The sequence below is a fragment of the Streptomyces sp. NBC_00370 genome (assembly GCF_036084755.1).
Classification (GTDB): Bacteria; Actinomycetota; Actinomycetes; order Streptomycetales; family Streptomycetaceae; genus Streptomyces.
The window spans coordinates 1,567,782-1,582,565 of the sequence record NZ_CP107968.1 but is presented as its reverse complement, the minus strand read 5'-3'; the positions used below and the strand labels follow the sequence as shown (position 1 = coordinate 1,582,565).

At 71.2% G+C, this 14,784-nt stretch carries 15 protein-coding genes; 7 read left to right on the top strand and 8 right to left on the bottom strand.

Annotated features, from left to right (window positions below):
- Positions 1 to 65: 65 nt before the first annotated feature.
- On the bottom strand, positions 66 to 272 hold the full coding sequence (locus tag OHS57_RS06630; RefSeq protein ID WP_041991821.1) for a DUF5999 family protein: 207 nt from the start codon (positions 270 to 272) through the stop codon (positions 66 to 68).
- 267 nt (positions 273 to 539) lie between these two features.
- The gene (locus OHS57_RS06625; RefSeq protein ID WP_041991822.1) at positions 540 to 1,133 is read right to left on the bottom strand and encodes a hypothetical protein; all 594 of its coding nucleotides are present in this window, start codon (positions 1,131 to 1,133) and stop codon (positions 540 to 542) included.
- Positions 1,134 to 1,657: 524 nt separating this feature from the next.
- On the opposite strand from OHS57_RS06625, the gene OHS57_RS06620 reads away from it, so the two are divergent.
- Complete coding sequence (locus OHS57_RS06620) at positions 1,658 to 3,166, top strand: glutamate-cysteine ligase family protein (protein WP_041991824.1); 1,509 nt, start codon at positions 1,658 to 1,660, stop codon at positions 3,164 to 3,166.
- A gap of 91 nt (positions 3,167 to 3,257) precedes the next feature.
- Here OHS57_RS06620 and OHS57_RS06615 read toward each other — a convergent pair whose 3' ends face one another.
- Entirely contained in the window at positions 3,258 to 5,027 is a 1,770-nt protein-coding gene (locus tag OHS57_RS06615; RefSeq protein WP_328581355.1) for a substrate-binding and VWA domain-containing protein, read from the bottom strand.
- Between the two features lie 163 nt (positions 5,028 to 5,190).
- Here OHS57_RS06615 and OHS57_RS06610 point away from each other — a divergent pair, with 163 nt between their 5' ends.
- Positions 5,191 to 5,991 (top strand): CPBP family intramembrane glutamic endopeptidase, encoded by an 801-nt coding sequence (locus OHS57_RS06610; RefSeq protein ID WP_041991828.1) that lies wholly within the window; start codon positions 5,191 to 5,193, stop codon positions 5,989 to 5,991.
- On the opposite strand, the gene OHS57_RS06605 is transcribed toward OHS57_RS06610, so the two are convergent.
- A complete protein-coding gene (locus tag OHS57_RS06605) occupies positions 5,988 to 6,818 on the bottom strand; it encodes a PhzF family phenazine biosynthesis protein (RefSeq protein WP_041991830.1) in 831 nt (276 codons plus the stop codon). The two genes, OHS57_RS06610 and OHS57_RS06605, sit on opposite strands and share 4 nt — an antisense overlap.
- 160 nt (positions 6,819 to 6,978) lie before the next feature.
- Here OHS57_RS06605 and OHS57_RS06600 point away from each other — a divergent pair, with 160 nt between their 5' ends.
- A complete protein-coding gene (locus OHS57_RS06600; RefSeq protein ID WP_041991832.1) occupies positions 6,979 to 7,590 on the top strand; it encodes a PadR family transcriptional regulator in 612 nt (203 codons plus the stop codon).
- Between the two features lie 82 nt (positions 7,591 to 7,672).
- Here OHS57_RS06600 and OHS57_RS06595 read toward each other — a convergent pair whose 3' ends face one another.
- On the bottom strand, positions 7,673 to 7,867 hold the full coding sequence (locus OHS57_RS06595; RefSeq protein ID WP_041991834.1) for a hypothetical protein: 195 nt from the start codon (positions 7,865 to 7,867) through the stop codon (positions 7,673 to 7,675).
- A gap of 225 nt (positions 7,868 to 8,092) precedes the next feature.
- Here OHS57_RS06595 and OHS57_RS06590 point away from each other — a divergent pair, with 225 nt between their 5' ends.
- The 3 genes from OHS57_RS06590 to OHS57_RS06580 all read left to right on the top strand — a co-directional run bounded on the left by OHS57_RS06590 (position 8,093) and on the right by OHS57_RS06580 (position 10,984).
- On the top strand, positions 8,093 to 8,629 hold the full coding sequence (locus tag OHS57_RS06590) for a Clp protease N-terminal domain-containing protein (protein ID WP_328581354.1): 537 nt from the start codon (positions 8,093 to 8,095) through the stop codon (positions 8,627 to 8,629).
- Between the two features lie 87 nt (positions 8,630 to 8,716).
- A complete protein-coding gene (locus OHS57_RS06585) occupies positions 8,717 to 9,718 on the top strand; it encodes an EamA family transporter (RefSeq protein ID WP_328581353.1) in 1,002 nt (333 codons plus the stop codon).
- Positions 9,719 to 10,021: 303 nt separating this feature from the next.
- The gene (locus OHS57_RS06580) at positions 10,022 to 10,984 is read left to right on the top strand and encodes a DMT family transporter (protein ID WP_328581352.1); all 963 of its coding nucleotides are present in this window, start codon (positions 10,022 to 10,024) and stop codon (positions 10,982 to 10,984) included.
- 43 nt (positions 10,985 to 11,027) lie between these two features.
- Here OHS57_RS06580 and OHS57_RS06575 read toward each other — a convergent pair whose 3' ends face one another.
- Together OHS57_RS06575 and OHS57_RS06570 are read right to left on the bottom strand one after the other, a co-directional pair.
- Positions 11,028 to 11,699 carry an FMN-binding negative transcriptional regulator gene (locus tag OHS57_RS06575; protein WP_328581351.1) on the bottom strand — a complete coding sequence of 224 codons (672 nt, stop codon included), beginning with the start codon at positions 11,697 to 11,699 and terminating at the stop codon, positions 11,028 to 11,030.
- Between the two features lie 10 nt (positions 11,700 to 11,709).
- The gene (locus tag OHS57_RS06570; protein WP_041991842.1) at positions 11,710 to 12,399 is read right to left on the bottom strand and encodes a pyridoxamine 5'-phosphate oxidase family protein; all 690 of its coding nucleotides are present in this window, start codon (positions 12,397 to 12,399) and stop codon (positions 11,710 to 11,712) included.
- 23 nt (positions 12,400 to 12,422) lie between these two features.
- Between OHS57_RS06570 and OHS57_RS06565 the strand changes: the two genes are divergently transcribed.
- Positions 12,423 to 13,754 (top strand): aminotransferase class I/II-fold pyridoxal phosphate-dependent enzyme, encoded by a 1,332-nt coding sequence (locus OHS57_RS06565; RefSeq protein WP_328581350.1) that lies wholly within the window; start codon positions 12,423 to 12,425, stop codon positions 13,752 to 13,754.
- Here OHS57_RS06565 and OHS57_RS06560 read toward each other — a convergent pair.
- Complete coding sequence (locus tag OHS57_RS06560) at positions 13,745 to 14,749, bottom strand: DMT family transporter (protein ID WP_328581349.1); 1,005 nt, start codon at positions 14,747 to 14,749, stop codon at positions 13,745 to 13,747. The two genes, OHS57_RS06565 and OHS57_RS06560, sit on opposite strands and share 10 nt — an antisense overlap.
- Between the last annotated feature and the right edge of the window lie 35 nt (positions 14,750 to 14,784).

Genomic DNA, 14,784 nt, shown 5'->3' with positions numbered 1-14,784 from the left:
CGCGGACATGCGTCGGGGCCGGTACGGAGGAAGATCTCCGGCCGGCCCCAGTCATACCGACGGCATCAGGCTGCCGTCACCACCTGCTCGGAGCGGAGCGGCCGGTGGGGAGCGATGATCTTGCCGTCCGGCAGCAGTTCACCGGTGTCCTCGAAGAGCAGGATGCCGTTGCACAGCAGACTCCAGCCCTGCTCGGGGTGGCTCGCCATCAGTCGGGCGGCCTCCCGGTCGGCTGAGTCGGCTGTCGGGCAGGCTGGTTGATGCTGGCACATGGGTAGGTTCTTTCGCTGCGTCGTAGTGACTGTCCTGCGGCTCGATGCGCTCACGGCCGCCCCCGTATCTGTTGTCGGTCCCAGTGTTGCCCCACGGACGCCGATCCGCAGGTATTTCACGGCAGCACTTTGTGTTGAGTAATGACGTCGCTCCGTGCCGGGCGGTTCAGCTCAACTCGGCCATCCTCCGGGACCGTTCGTCACGGCATGCGGCGCGCCCCGTGGCCGGAGGGCAACGGGGCGCGGGGACGGCGGTCGCGACGCAGGTCAGGCGGGGGTCCGGACGAGTGAGGCCGGCTTCGGCGCGAGCCGCAGACCGATCATCGGCAGCAGCTCGGAGACGCGGTGCGGGAGGTGCGAGGCGATACCGGGCGGCGCGGGCGCCAGCGGCACCAGCAGGTCGGCGGGGGCGGGCGAGCCCTCCGACGCGTCCGCGTCCGTGTCCTCGTGCAGCCACAGCGTGAGCATGTACAGCTCGGGTACGGAGAGCAGCCGTGGCTGATACGAGGCACTCAGTGTCTCGGCCTGGCGCAGCGCGCGCTCGGTCGAGGGGACGTAGGGGCCTTCGAAGAACCGCGAGAAGGCCCAGCCGTCGGGGGTGAGCATCGTGTCCGCCGCAGCCACGGCGCGCTCGGCGCTGCGGATCAGGAACCGCCAGCCGGTCAACCGGGTCCTCGGGGTGCTGCCGGCCGGGGAGACCCGGTCCAGCACATGAACGGGCAGGGGGAACTCGGCGCTCAGCTGTCCCTGGACGGACTGCAGAGCGGGCGTGCGTGCTTCACGGACGGCGGTAGGTGAACCGAGGGCCGCGAGAACGCTGCGCAGGGCGGGCGCGGGAGCCGGGGGGACATGCAGCGGCATGGTGGGTTGCCTCTCACTCAGGAGACAGGGTGAAACGTGGGCATACGGGGGCGGTGCGTGCGGGTGCGGACGTCGCTGTCGGCAGACGAGGTCAGAGGAGGAGCCAAGGGCCACGTGGCCGGGCGCCGACTCTCCGCCTCGTTCGGCAGTTTATACGACGCGTGTTCACGCGGTGTTTCTTCTAGCTGTCGTAGATATTGCGGCAAGGCGTTATTCGGTCCAACTTGTGCGGAGTTCCCGCAGATAAATCGTGAACGCGGCCGTCTGGCCTGGGCCGATACCGGCTGCGCGGTCGGCCGAAACTCGTTGGCGATTCCGTGCCCGACCGGGCGGTGTCCGCAGAAGAGCCGGTGTCTTGTCAGTCACATACCAATGGGCATGCCAAAGGAATGTGCCGTACGACCGTTCTCACCACTCTACCTGGCGTACCCGGTGAACGGGACGTTACGGATCACCGTCCGGGGGCATTATCGACCGTGACATGAGTACGGGCCGACCGGCCGGTCACTCGGGGAGGACACTCGATGGGTGAGAAGGTCGTTGCGGACGGTGGTGGCCTGTCCGACCGCCAGAAGTACCGGCGGAAGTCGCAGCAGTGCCTCGCGGCGCTGGGACGGCTGCTGGCCGAGGAGCGGTTCGACCGGCCCAGGAATCTGATGGGCCTGGAGATCGAACTGAATCTGGCCGGATCCGACGGGATGCCCCGCATGATGAATGCGGAGGTGCTGAAGCGCATCGCGAGCGAGGATTTCCAGACCGAACTGGGAATGTTCAACCTGGAAGTAAATATCGCTCCGCATCGTCTGGACGGGCGGGTTCTGGATCAGCTCGCCGAGGAACTGCGGGCCGGCCTTGGATATGCCCACCGCAAAGCCAACGAGGTCGACGCCGGCATCGTGATGATCGGAATTCTTCCGACGCTGGCGGGTAAGGACGTCGTCTCGGCGAATCTGTCGGACGTCGACCGCTACACCTTGTTGAACGAACAGATGGTCGCCGCCAGGGGCGAGGATTTCACCCTCGACATCGACGGCGTGGAGCGGCTGGTCTGCACGTCGGCGTCGATTGCGCCGGAGGCCGCCTGCACCTCCGTACAACTGCATCTGCAAGTGACGCAGGAGCGTTTCGCCGACGTCTGGAACGCCGCGCAGTGCGTCGCGGCCGTACAGGTCGCCCTCGGCGCCAACTCGCCGTTCCTGTTCGGCAAGGAGCTGTGGCGGGAGTCCAGGCCGCCGCTGTTCCAGCAGGCGACCGACGTCAGGCCGCCCGAGCTGACCGCGCAGGGCGTCCGGCCGAGGACCTGGTTCGGGGAGCGCTGGATCGATTCCGCTTACGACCTGTTCGAGGAGAATCTGCGCTATTACCCGGCGCTGCTGCCGATCTGTTCGGAGGAGGACCCGCTGCGGGTGCTCGACGAGGGCGGCATCCCCGACCTCCAGGAGCTGGCCCTGCATAACGGCACCGTCTACCGGTGGAACCGGCCGGTGTACGAGGTCGCCGACGGCGTGCCGCACCTGCGGGTCGAGAACCGCGTCCTGCCGGCCGGGCCCACGGTCGCCGACGTCATCGCCAACACGGCCTTCTACTACGGCCTGGTGCGGGCGCTGGCGGAGGACGAGCGGCCGGTGTGGGAGCAGCTGCCCTTCTCGGTGGCGGCCGAGAACTTTGACACCGCCTGCCGCCACGGCATCGAGGCGGAGCTGGCCTGGCCGCGTCCCGGGCGGGCGTCGGGCATCACCTCGGTACCCGTGGCGAAGCTGGTACGGGACGAGCTGCTGCCGCTGGCGGCGGCCGGGCTCGACGCGTGGAACATCGAGCCCGCCGACCGGGACCTCTACCTCGGGATCATCGACGAGCGCTGCAAGCGGCGGATGAACGGCGCCTCATGGCAGGTGGACACCTTCCACCGGGCCCTGGACGCCGGACTGGAGCGGGACGCGGCGTTCGCCGCGCTCACCCGCCGCTACAGCGAGCTGATGCACCAGGGGGACCCGGTGCACACCTGGCCGGTCGGCTTCCCCGGCCAGTCGTGAGGTGAGTGCCGGTCCTGACCCGACTGTCAGGACCGACTGTCACGACCGGCTGTCACGCCCGGCTGTCACGCCTGGCTGTCACGACTGGCCGTCAGGACTGGCCGACCGTCATGACCGCCTTCAGGATCACCGCCTGGATGTCGGCCGGATCGCTCACCTCGTAGCCGGCGCCGCCGGTTGCCTTGGCGATCTGGTCGACCTCGGTGCGGTCGGCGTCGGGCCCCACCGCGATCCCGATCATCGGCACCGGGCGCCGGGGGTCGGCGAGCGTCCTGAGCCGGTTGATCAGGGCGCCGCGGGAAATGCTGTGGTCGTCCTGGTTGGTGCCGTCCGTGAGGACGACGAGCGCGTTGAACTTGCCGCTCACATAGGTCGACTGGGCCTTCTGGTAGGCGGCCAGCGTCGTGTCGTACAGCCCCGTCGAGCCGTCCGGCACCGGCTTGAGTGAAGCGAAGGCGGCGGCCAGCCGCTCGCGGTGGGTGCCGCCGCCCGGCGCCGACTCACCGAGCCGGGCCGTCGGCTCAAGCTCGCGGTAGTCCTTGGCACCGTCGAGCTTGGTGGCGAACTCCCACAGCCCGACCTCGTCCTGCGGCGTGAACTGGGCGAGGGCCTGGAGCAGCGACCCCTTGGTGACATCCATCCTGGACTGACCCTTGCGGCCGGGCACCGGATCCGCCATCGACCCGGAGGCGTCCACGACCACCGTCAGCCGGGCGCTCTGCACGGTGATGGTCCACAGACCGAGTGTCTGCTGCACCGCGTCGTCCGTGGGCGGGGGCGCGTCGCTCGACGCGTACGGCTGCGGGGCCCGGCCGCCGGCCGTGCGCACCATGGCCGCCTTCAGCGGGGTGTCGGCGGCCCGGAAGCCGTGGTCCTGGAGGGTGTGCAGCGCGGCGCTCTGACTGAGCAGGGTCATGAAGCGCAGCGCCGCCCTGCCCTGGTCCGTGGTCAGCTCGCTGTCGTCGACCAGGTTGAACGGGTAGTCCAGCGCCGGGGTGGCGTCCGTCGGATAGAAGAGGTCGAGATTCGACGCGCCGCCGCCGTCGGAGTTGTGGGCGAACGCCGCCTGCTCGGACAGCAGCACCGCCTCGTTACGGCGCGGATTGCCCGTCTCGGTACCGGAGTCGTCCTGCGCGAGGGTCTGCAGCACCTGGGTGTCGGAGTCGGAGGCGCGCTGCGCGAGGAGCTTGGCCGTGGCGGCGACCTGGGTGTCGCTGCCCGCGCCGGAAGCCTGGGCCGACGTGGCGATGCTGGCGAGCGCGAGGAGGCCGGTGGCGCTGCGGGCCGGGTCGGCGGTGCCGAGACGTACCTTGTCGGTGGCGGTCGTCGCCGCCGTCAGCTCGGCCCAGCTGTACTTCTTGTTGGGCCAGCCCAGCGAGGCAGCGGCCGTGGGGACGGCGCCGACCGTGACGGGGGAGCTGGCCACATTGCCGGCGGGGGTGAGCGGGACGCCGTTGCCCTTGCCCCGGGCCCGGTCCGTCCAGAGCGACGAGTCGGGCACCCAGATCTGGTAGTCGGGGTCGGTGGTTCCGTCGGAGAGGGAGGCCGCGACCTTGAAGCTCTCCCGCGCGGCGACCTGGACGTCGAGACAGTGTCCGTCCGTGGTGACCTTGTCCCGCCGGGCCCGGTCGGCGATGGTACGCAGCACGGGCGCGATGTCGGGAGAGGCCACCAGATCCACCCGTACCGGATCACCTGCGCAGGGCCCCGAGCGGGAGAGCAGTCCCGCCTGGGCCGCCACCCCGGCGCCCGCGGCCACCACCAGGACGAGGATGGTGGTGACCACCACACCTCGGCGGCGCGGCGGACGGTCCCTGGCGGCGTTCCTCACAGGCTCGTCGGGCAAGCTGTGACGTCCCATAGCGGTGGTGCCCCTCCGTGAAGGGTGAACAAGGGAGAAGGGGGACCTCGCCGTCGAACGGCGTCCGTCCCCCGGCCTGTCGTGCGCGATCTTCGTACCTGTATTCGAGACCCTAGTGGCACGGCGAGTGGCATGAGGCGGGAATGAACAACTGGAGGCAGGAGTGCAGACAGACGCCGGGAGCGTGGCCGGTTCTTTTCCCGAGGAGGACCCCTCACGGAAGATCTTCCGGTCCGAGACGGTGCTCGTACTGGCGCTCTCGCTCGGTGCAAGCGGTGTATCGGCGCTGATCAGTTTTGTCGGCTCGGTGACGAACAGCCAGGCGCTGAAACACCAGCAGGCCACGCTCAACGCGTCGGCCGCACCCGGGCGGCCCTGGCTGGATCTCGCCTGGCAGTTGTTCGGTATCGCCACGGCGCTGGTGCCCGTCGCGCTTGTCGCGCATCTGCTGCTGCGGGAGGGCAGCAGCCTGCGCGCCATCGGCTTCGACCGGCTGCGGCCGCGGTCGGACCTCGGCCGCGGTGTGCTGATCGCCGCCGGGATCGGCAGCATCGGGCTCGCGTTCTACCTGGTGGTGCAGAACCTGGGCTTCAACCTGACCGTCGTACCGGAGTCACTGCCGGACGTGTGGTGGAAGTTCCCCGTGCTGATCCTCTCCGCCGTGCAGAACGCCGTCCTGGAGGAGGTCATCGTCGTCGGGTATCTGCTGCGCAGGCTCGGCCAGCTCGGCTGGTCGCCGATGGCGGCCCTGGTGGCGAGTTCGGTGCTGCGCGGCTCGTACCACCTGTACCAGGGCGTCGGGGGCTTCCTCGGCAACATGGCGATGGGCGTGGTCTTCGTCTATCTGTACCGGCGCTGGGGGCGGGTGGGACCGCTGGTCGCGGCCCACTCGCTGCTCGACATCGGGGCGTTCGTCGGCTTCGCGCTGCTGGCGGGCAAGGTCGGCTGGCTGCCGACGGGTTAGCGGCCGGGCGGGGAGCTGAACAGTTCTCCTTCGATGACCGTCACGGCGCTGCCGGTGAGCAGGGTCCGTTCGCCGCGCAGCGCCGTACGGACGAGTCCGGTGCGGGCGGACGCCTGCAGTCCGGTCAGTTCGTCGCGGCCGAACCGGGCCGACCAGAAGGGGGCGAGCGCCGTGTGCGCGCTGCCCGTCACGGGATCCTCGTCGATCCCCACACCGGGGAAGAAACAGCGCGAGACGAAGTCGTAGCCGCGGCCGGGATCCTCGGCCGCCGCTGTGGCGATGATGCCGCGCCGGCTCTGCCGCATCAGGTCGGGGGAGTGCGGGGCGAGCGCGCGTACCGTCCGCTCGTCCGCCACCTCGACCAGCAGGTCCCCGATGTGCTCCGAGGTGTCGTGCACCGAGACGGGATCGGCGCCCAGGGCCTCCGCGAGCCCGTCGGGAGCGGCCACCGCCGTCAGCGGTGAGGTCGGGAAGTCGAGTGTGATCGTGCCGTCGTCGTGCGCGGCGGCGCCGAGGACTCCGGGCCGGGCGGCGAACCGTACGGCGCCGTTCGTGCGGCCCGTGGTGTGCAGGACATGCGCGGTGGCGAGCGTGGCATGGCCGCACATGTCCACCTCGGTGCTGGGGGTGAACCAGCGCAGCGCCCAGTCGGCGGGTCCGCCGGGCGGCAGCGGGTGGGCGAACGCCGTCTCCGAGAGATGCACCTCGGTCGCGACCTGCTGCAGCCAGCTGTCGGCCGGGAAGCCGTCGGAGTCCAGGAGGAGCACCCCTGCGGGGTTGCCCGCGAAGGGCCGGTCGGTGAAGGCGTCGACGATTCGAATCTGCATCCGCCGAGCGTAGGCGGCGCGCGAAGCCACAGGCCAAGGCCAATACGCGGGTGGCGGCCCGGAAAAGTTCCGGCAGCTGTTTGCCAAGCGATGCGTTCCGATATATCGTTGAGCCATCGCGACAGATTCGCGATAAGTCTAAGAAGAGAGGAGCGCAGTCATGCGTTCACACGGACATGAGCACGGACCCGAAGCGGGTCACTGCGGACCCGGCCAGCACGGCAGGGGCGGCTTCGAAGGGCGGCGCGGGGCCTTCGGCCCGTTCGGCCCGCCCTTCGGCGGACCTTTCGGAGGCGGCGGACGCGGTCGTGGCGGCGGTGGCAGGGGACGGGCGCGACGCGGTGACGTACGCGCCTCGATCCTGGCGCTGCTGAAGGACCGGCCGATGCACGGCTACGAGATGATCCAGGAGATCGGCGAGCGCAGCGGCGGGGCCTGGCGCCCCAGCCCCGGCTCGGTGTATCCGACGCTCCAGCTGCTGGAGGACGAGGGTCATATCACCAGTCAGAGCGAGGGCGGCAAGAAGCTGTTCACGCTGACCGAATCGGGGCGTACGGAGGCCGAGTCCGGCCCCGAGGCCCCCTGGGAAGAGGCGGGCCGTGGAGTCGACTGGGAGTCGATCAACGAGATCCGCCAGGCGGGCTTCGGCCTGATGGAGGCGTTCGGGCAGGTCTGGAAGACCGGCACGCCCGAGCAGCGCCAGAAGGCGCTCGCCGTCACCAACGAAGCACGGAAGAAGCTCTATCTGATCCTTGCCGGCGACGACGAGTGATCGTCGGCCGTCGTCATGGCTGAGATGAGTGAGTGTGAAGGGCCTGTCCGGCCTTGATCCGCCGGACAGGCCCTTTTCTTTGTCAGGTGCGGTCGGCCGTCCGCAGCCGCCAGAACACCGCCGAGTCGAACCAGTCGGACGCCCGTGGGTGCGGGCCCTCGTCATGACAGAGGAAAGCCGCCCAGAACACATCGCCCCGCAGCGCCTCCGCCGGTGCGTACACGCGGTAGACGTACTGCAGCCCGTCCTCGGCGAGCAGGGCCACCATCCAGTACATCGGGCGCCCTCCCTGCGGCAACGGGTCTCGGTCGTCGTACGTTGCGACGCGTGCGCGCTCCGTGACGGTTGCGGATGGCAAGGCGGCTCGCCTCCCCTCCGGGAGGAGTGGGGCGATCTCCTTCGTAAGGAGGAGAAGCCGCATGTCTGTGCCCACCTTCGGTGGGACCGGCGAATGCTTCCCGGCGGGGATGCGGCAATTATGTGCGACTGATGAGGTGGGAGTGTGCAAAGCCCTACCCCGCAGGTGCCAGGACAGCCCGCACCGAACAACTCCGACATCGACGCCCGTCTCACCGTGGAACTGGCCTCGGTGGTCTCGGGTGCGCGCAGACGGGCGCACCGCGACGGGGACCAGCAGATCGACACGGCCCATTTGCTGCACTCGCTCGTCGAGTCGGACCCCGAGGTGCGCGAGGCCTTCGACAGCGGACCCCAGGTCGCCCGGGTGCTGGGCTATCTCGTCCAGCGCAGCATCGGCTACGGCCTGCGCTGGCAGGGCACCGTCGAGGACTCGGGCGCCGTGCCCGTCGTGACGGAGCAGGGGCCTGCGGTGGCCGGCTGGTCGCCCGCCGCCCTGACCGCGATGGACGGCGCCCTGGAGCGCGCGGCGCGGCGCGGTGACCCGCAGGCGGGCGGGCTGGATCTGCTGGCCGCGCTCGCAGCCGACCGCGCCTGCCGCGCGGTCGAGGTGCTCGAACGAGCCGGGGTCGACACGCGGAGCCTCGCCTGGCGGCTGGCCTGTGCCTGCCCGCAGGCATGACAGGTGCGATCACGCCGCACGCGGCGCGATCGCTGCGACAGGTGCCACCGGTGTGACGCTCCTGACGCCGACTGCCATGATGACGCCATGCATGTGTCTCAGCGCAGGAGCGCCAGTCTTGGACTCGCCCTGGTTTCGGCGTTCGCGTTCGGCGGGTCCGGCGTCGCGGCCAAGCCGCTGATCGAGGCGGGGCTCGACCCGCTGCACGTGGTCTGGCTCAGGGTCGCCGGAGCCGCCCTCGTCATGCTGCCGGTGGCCTGGCGCCATCGCGCCCTGGTCACCCGCAGGCCGGCGCTGCTCGTCGGCTTCGGGCTGCTGGGCGTCGCGGGGGTGCAGGCGTTCTACTTCGCGGCGATCTCCCGTATCCCCGTCGGGGTCGCGCTGCTCGTCGAATACCTCGCTCCGGCCCTGGTGCTGCTCTGGGTGCGCTTCGTGCAGCGCAGGCCGGTCAGCCGGGCGGCGGCCGTCGGTGTGGTGCTCGCCGTCGGCGGACTCGCCAGTGTGGTCGAGATCTGGAGCGGGCTGAGCTTCGACGCGGTCGGTCTGCTGCTGGCCCTCGGCGCCGCGTGCTGCCAGGTCGGCTACTTCGTCCTGTCGGACCATGCCGGGGACGGCGACGAACCGGCGCCCCCGATGGGCGTGATCGCGTACGGGCTGCTCGTCGGCGCTGTCGTGCTCACGGTCGTGGCCCGGCCGTGGGGCATGGACTGGTCGCTGCTCGGCGGCAGCGCCGACATGGGCGGGACGCGGGTCGCCGGGGCGCTGCTGGTCGGCTGGATCGTACTGATCGCGACCGTGCTCGCGTACATGACCGGCGTGGTCTCGGTGCGCAGGCTGTCGCCGCAGGTGGCCGGTGTCGTCGCCTGTCTGGAGGCGGTCGTCGCGACCGTACTGGCCTGGGTGCTGCTGCGGGAGCATCTTTCGGCGCCGCAGATCGTGGGCGGGGTCGTCGTGCTCATCGGCGCCTTCGTCGCCCAGTCCACTACCCGCGAGCCACCCACGGGTCCCACGCCGGGCGGCCCCGGCGAAGTGGTCGATGAGCCGGCGGGCGAGCCCGAGCGGTTGTCCGCCGCCGGGCCGACCGCCTAGCGCCGCGATCGGCAATGTTCGCCCGTGGAGGGCCGGGGACCGCGACAGGGCAAAGCTTGCCGGGAGAGGCGCTAGGGTACGGATCATGCCTTTGACCGTATTGCCGCCTCCCGCCGCTTAGCGCGGGCGGCCATCCGCTGACGAAGACCGGACCGGGCACCGCCGATGTGCGCTTACCCCGGGTGGTTCGTCGCTGCCCGCGTGACGGAGCTGAGCGACCAACCAACCGTTCTTCTCACGGAGTGTCACGTGTCGAAGTCTTCTTCCGTTTCTGTTCCCGATTCCGGCCCCGCCGCTGTCGCCGTGTCCGACGACACGCGCGTGGGGCGCAGTCTGTCCTTCCTGATCGTCGCGGGTCTCGCCTGGGGCACGGCCGGCGCCGCGGGGTCGCTGGTCTACCGGATCAGTGACATGGGTCCTTTCGCGCTCTCCTTCTGGCGCTGCACGGGCGGACTCGTCCTGCTGCTGGGCGCGTTGGCGCTGCGCCCGCGCCGGGCCAGGGCACGGGCCAACGCGACTGCTGCCGAACCGCGCGGGCGCAGGCTGCTGCGCATCCTCGGCAGCGGCTGCTGCTTCACCGTCTTCCAGACCGCCTACTTCGGCGCCGTCCAGCTGACCGGGCTGGCCGTCGGTACCGTCGTCACCCTCGGCGCCGGGCCGGTGTTCATCGCGGTCGGCGCCCGGCTGACCATGGGGGAGCGGCTGGGCGGCGGCGGGCTGCTCGCCGTGACCGGGGCGCTCGGCGGACTCGGCGTGCTGGTCCTGGGCGGCAGCGGCAGCGGCGACGTACACCCGGCGGGGATCGCGCTCGCCGTGCTGTCGGCGGCCGGGTACGCGGCGATGACGCTGCTCACCCGCTGGCTCGGCCGTGGCGGCGGGGCGGCCGATCCGCTGTCCACGACGGCCTGGTCCTGCGCGGTCGGTACCGTCACACTGCTGCCGTTCGGGGCCGCCGAGGGGCTGCTGCCGCACACCGCCCAACTGCCTGACGTCGTCGGTCTGCTGGTCTATGTGGCGGCCGTGCCGACCGCTCTCGCCTACGCGCTGTACTTCGCGGGCGCCGGAGTCGTGCGCTCGGCCACCGTCTCCGTGATCATGCTGCTGGAGCCGGTGAGCGCGGCCGTGATCGCCGTGAGCCTGCTCGACGAACGGCTCACCGGCGCCACGGTCGTGGGCACCCTGCTGCTGCTCGCGGCGGTGGCCGGGCTGGCGGTCGCCGAGGCCAGGGGAGCGGCGGCCCGGCGCAGGGTCGCGGTGCTCGTCTGACAGCTCCTTCGGATCGCGGGAAGGGGCTCGCGGCCGGGCCCGGTCAGCCCTGCGGGGCACCGTCCTGCGGGGCGCCGGGCGTCCGGTGGCGCAGATGGTGGGCGTACGCGGCGGCGTCGCGCGGGCCGCCGCGTGCGAGCAGCCAGGCCGCCGTGCGTTCCTTCACGTCGTCCGGTTTGTGCGCCGCGTACTTGAACTTGGCGCGGACGTCGGTCACTTCCAGCCGCAGCCCGCGGATCCCGGACAGCATCCTGCCGTACGGGGCCTCGCCGACGGCGGCGCGCGCCGAGCCGCCGTCCGGCTGGAAGTGGCCCACCTGCGCGTTGAGCAGGTCCGCCTTCTCCCGCGGGTCGTCCACGAGGTGTGCGGTGCAGCGCAGCTGGACGGCCGCGTAGAAGCTGGTGGGTGTGCCGTGCTCGGGCGGGGTGTCGTCCGGCGCCTGCCAGGGGCCCGGCACGTAGACGTAGTCGTCGACGACGCTCAGCAGGACCGGTGCACCGGCCTCGACGGCCGGCCAGATCGGGTTGGGCCGGGCGAGATGCGTGAGCACCTCACCGTGCGGCCCGCGCAGCGGATCGTAGGCGAAGTGCAGCGGCTGGACGTAAGGCGGCTCACCCGGCAGGCCGTTGACGGCGAGCTGGCCGAAGTCGTGCTCAGCGAGCCACTGTTGCCAGACACCGTCGTCCTGCGGCGCGTCCCAGGGATGGATCAGCACGGCGGGCTCCTCAGAGGACGGTGAGATAGTCGGGCACGGCGACGGCCGGGTCGAGGTCGTCCGCCGGAATCGGCGGGCCGTAGCCGCGCTCCACCGGGACGACACCGCTCCAGTGGGGGAGTGCCACGTCCTCAGGCTCGTCACCGGGGCCGCCCGTACGGACCTTGGCCGACACCTCGTGGAGATCGAGGCTGAGCACGGCGGTCGCCGCCAGCTCCCTTTCGTTGCCCGGCCGGGAGTCGTGGGACCGACCAGGGACGACATGGTCGACGATCGCGTCGAGCGCGACGCGCCGCTCCTGCGGGTCCGTCACCTGGTGGGCGACGCCGTGCACCACCACGGAGCGGTAGTTGATCGAGTGGTGGAAGGCGGAGCGCGCCAGCACCAGCCCGTCGACATGGGTGACGGTGAGGCACACGGCAAGACCGGGGTCGGTGTCGTCCGGCTGCCGCGCGCCGGCCATCCGCAGCGGGCGCGAGCCGGTCGACCCGTGCACGTACAGCCGCTCGCCCACCCGTCCGTAGAGGGTGGGCAGCACGACCGGTGCGCCGTCCCTGACGAAGCCGAGGTGGCAGAGGTACGTCTCGTCGAGTATCGCGTGCACCAGTTCGCGGTCGTAGGACGCCCGCTTCGCCGAGCGGGTGGGGACGGTGCGGGCGGTCGGCGGGTAGCCGGTGGGGTCCTGCATTGCGCTCTCCATTGCACTAGTGCATAATCTTCTTTGTGCTAGGAGAGTATCGGATCGTCGGTCGGCGCGCAGCCGAGATCGCAGCGAGTGTGGAGCGCGGGGTGGGCTCGGGTGAGCTGGCCCCGGGCCAACCCCTGCCGCCGATGCGGGAGTTGGCGGTGGATCTGGGCGTCAACCCGAACACCGTGGCCGCCGCCTACCGCACGCTGCGTGAGCGCGGGGTGATCGAGACGGCGGGCCGCAAGGGGAGCAGCGTGCGCCGCCGCCCCGCCAGCACGGTCCGCGGCTCGATCCGGGTGGACGCGCCACCGGGTGTGCGGGACCTGTCCGAGGGCAATCCCGACCCCGCCCTGCTGCCGTCGCTGCGTGACGCGCTCGCCGCCGCTGCGCTGCGCCACGAAAGCGCGCCCGGCCTCTACGGACAGGCCCCGGTCGAGGCGGAGTTGGCGCGGCTCGCCCGCGCGGGGCTCGACGCCGACGGGCTGCCCGCAGGACCCGTAGCTGTCACATCGGGCTCGCTGGACGCGATCGAGCGGGTGCTCGCCGCCCACTTGCGGCCGGGCGACGCCGTCGCCGTCGAGGACCCCGGCTGGGGCAGTCTGCTGGATCTCGTCCCGGCCCTCGGGCTGCGCCCCGTGCCGATGGGCCTGGACGACGAGGGGCCGCTGTCCGCCGAGTTGGCGCGCCTGCTGAAGGACGGTGTCCGGGCGGTCGTCGTCACCGACCGGGCGCAGAACCCGACGGGCGCCGCCGTCTCCGCCCGGCGCGCCGCCGAGCTGCGCACCGTCCTCGCCGCCCGTCCCGATGTGCTCCTCGTCGAGGACGACCACGGCCATGCCATCGTCGATCTGCCGTTGCACCCGCTCGCCGGTGTCACGGACCGCTGGGTGTTCGTGCGCTCGACGTCGAAGGCGTACGGCCCCGACCTGCGCGTCGCCGTATTGACCGGAGACGCCCTGACCGTCGACCGGGTGACGGGGCGTCAGCGCCTCGGCCCCGGGTGGGTCAGCAGGCTTCTGCAGCAGGCCGTCGTGGAGCTGTGGAGTTCGGGCGCCGTGGACGTGCCGGCCGTCGCCGCCTCGTACGGGCGGCGGCGGGACGCACTCGTACGGGCGCTGGCGGAACGGGGCGTCGCGGCGCACGGCCGCAGCGGTATGAACGTCTGGGTGCCGGTGGCCGACGAGACCGGCGCCGTCGCGCGGCTGCTGCACGCCGGCTGGGCCGTCGCGCCCGGCGCCCGCTTCCGGCTCTCGGCGCCGCCGGGGGTGCGGCTGACCGTCTCGCCGCTCTCGGACGCCGACATCGGACCGCTCGCCGACGCCGTGGCGGCGGCGAGCGGCCCGATGCAGGCGCGCAGTTACGGCTGATCCGCTCCGGTCGTACGGGCGGCGGGCGTCGTACCGATGGCGGGCGCCCCGCGTCTGCTCTGTCTGCTCTGGGTGAGGGCGGCGCCCGCGACCACCACCAGCGCACCGACCGGGGTGTTCCAGCTCAGCGGCTCGTGCAGCAGGGTGACACCGGCGGCCGTCGCGATGACCGGGATGAAGTAGGTGACCATTTGGCCCGTGGTCGGGCCCACTTCGGCGACGATGCCGTACTGGAGCAGGATCGCGAAGCCGGTGCCGAGCGCGCCCAGCACGATCACCGCCAGCAGTGGGCCCACCGGGAGCGACGTCGGCACGCTGGTGAAGAACGGCAAGACCACCGCCAGTTGGACGGTGGCCAGCAGCAACTGGCTCGTCGACAGCGCGAGATGTGAGCTGCTGTTGCCACCGAGCGTGCGGCGTACGTAGATCCAGCCGATCGGGTAGCACAGCGAGGCGAGCAGGGCCATCGCCGTACCGGTGACATCGAGCCCCGAGAAGCCCTGCCAGGCGCCGAGCACGGTCAGCACACCGAGGAAGCCGAGACCGAGTCCCGCCACCCGGCGGCGGGTCGGCCGGTCCTCGGAGAGGGCGACCAGCGACAGGACCATGCCCCAGAGCGGCGACGTGGCGTTGCAGATCCCCGCCAGCGTCGAGGGGATCGTGAGCTCCGAGTAGGCGAAGAGCGAGAACGGCAGCGCGTTGAGAAGAAGCGCGGCGACGGTCAGATGCGTCCAGGTACGCCCGCCGCGCGGCAGCCGCTCGCGTCGTACGGCCAGCGCCACGGCCAGCACCGCCGTACCGAACAGCAGGCGGCCGAAGGTGACTTGGAAGGGGGCGAAGCCACGGGTGCCGACCTTGATGAGCAGAAAGCTGAAGCCCCAGATGAGCGAGAGCACGCCGAACCGGATACGCCAGTCGAGGGCCGGTCGGGTCGTTGCGGTGGGCGGGGCGGAGGGGGCGACCGGCTTGCGGCGGGGCGGCAGGGCGATGCTCATGCCCGTAACGATGACGCCTGCCATCTCGTAGAACA

What these genes read in the sequence shown, in the direction of transcription:
- OHS57_RS06600 (WP_041991832.1), top strand. Translation starts at nt 6,979, where the DNA reads ATGCGTTCACACGGACATGAGCACGGACCCGAAGCGGGTCACTGCGGA.
- OHS57_RS06625 (WP_041991822.1), bottom strand. Translation starts at nt 1,133, where the DNA reads ATGCCGCTGCATGTCCCCCCGGCTCCCGCGCCCGCCCTGCGCAGCGTT.
- OHS57_RS06595 (WP_041991834.1), bottom strand. Translation starts at nt 7,867, where the DNA reads ATGTACTGGATGGTGGCCCTGCTCGCCGAGGACGGGCTGCAGTACGTC.
- OHS57_RS06560 (WP_328581349.1), bottom strand. Translation starts at nt 14,749, where the DNA reads ATGAGCATCGCCCTGCCGCCCCGCCGCAAGCCGGTCGCCCCCTCCGCC.
- OHS57_RS06585 (WP_328581353.1), top strand. Translation starts at nt 8,717, where the DNA reads ATGCATGTGTCTCAGCGCAGGAGCGCCAGTCTTGGACTCGCCCTGGTT.
- OHS57_RS06605 (WP_041991830.1), bottom strand. Translation starts at nt 6,818, where the DNA reads ATGCAGATTCGAATCGTCGACGCCTTCACCGACCGGCCCTTCGCGGGC.
- OHS57_RS06620 (WP_041991824.1), top strand. Translation starts at nt 1,658, where the DNA reads ATGGGTGAGAAGGTCGTTGCGGACGGTGGTGGCCTGTCCGACCGCCAG.
- OHS57_RS06615 (WP_328581355.1), bottom strand. Translation starts at nt 5,027, where the DNA reads ATGGGACGTCACAGCTTGCCCGACGAGCCTGTGAGGAACGCCGCCAGG.
- OHS57_RS06570 (WP_041991842.1), bottom strand. Translation starts at nt 12,399, where the DNA reads ATGGAGAGCGCAATGCAGGACCCCACCGGCTACCCGCCGACCGCCCGC.
- OHS57_RS06630 (WP_041991821.1), bottom strand. Translation starts at nt 272, where the DNA reads ATGTGCCAGCATCAACCAGCCTGCCCGACAGCCGACTCAGCCGACCGG.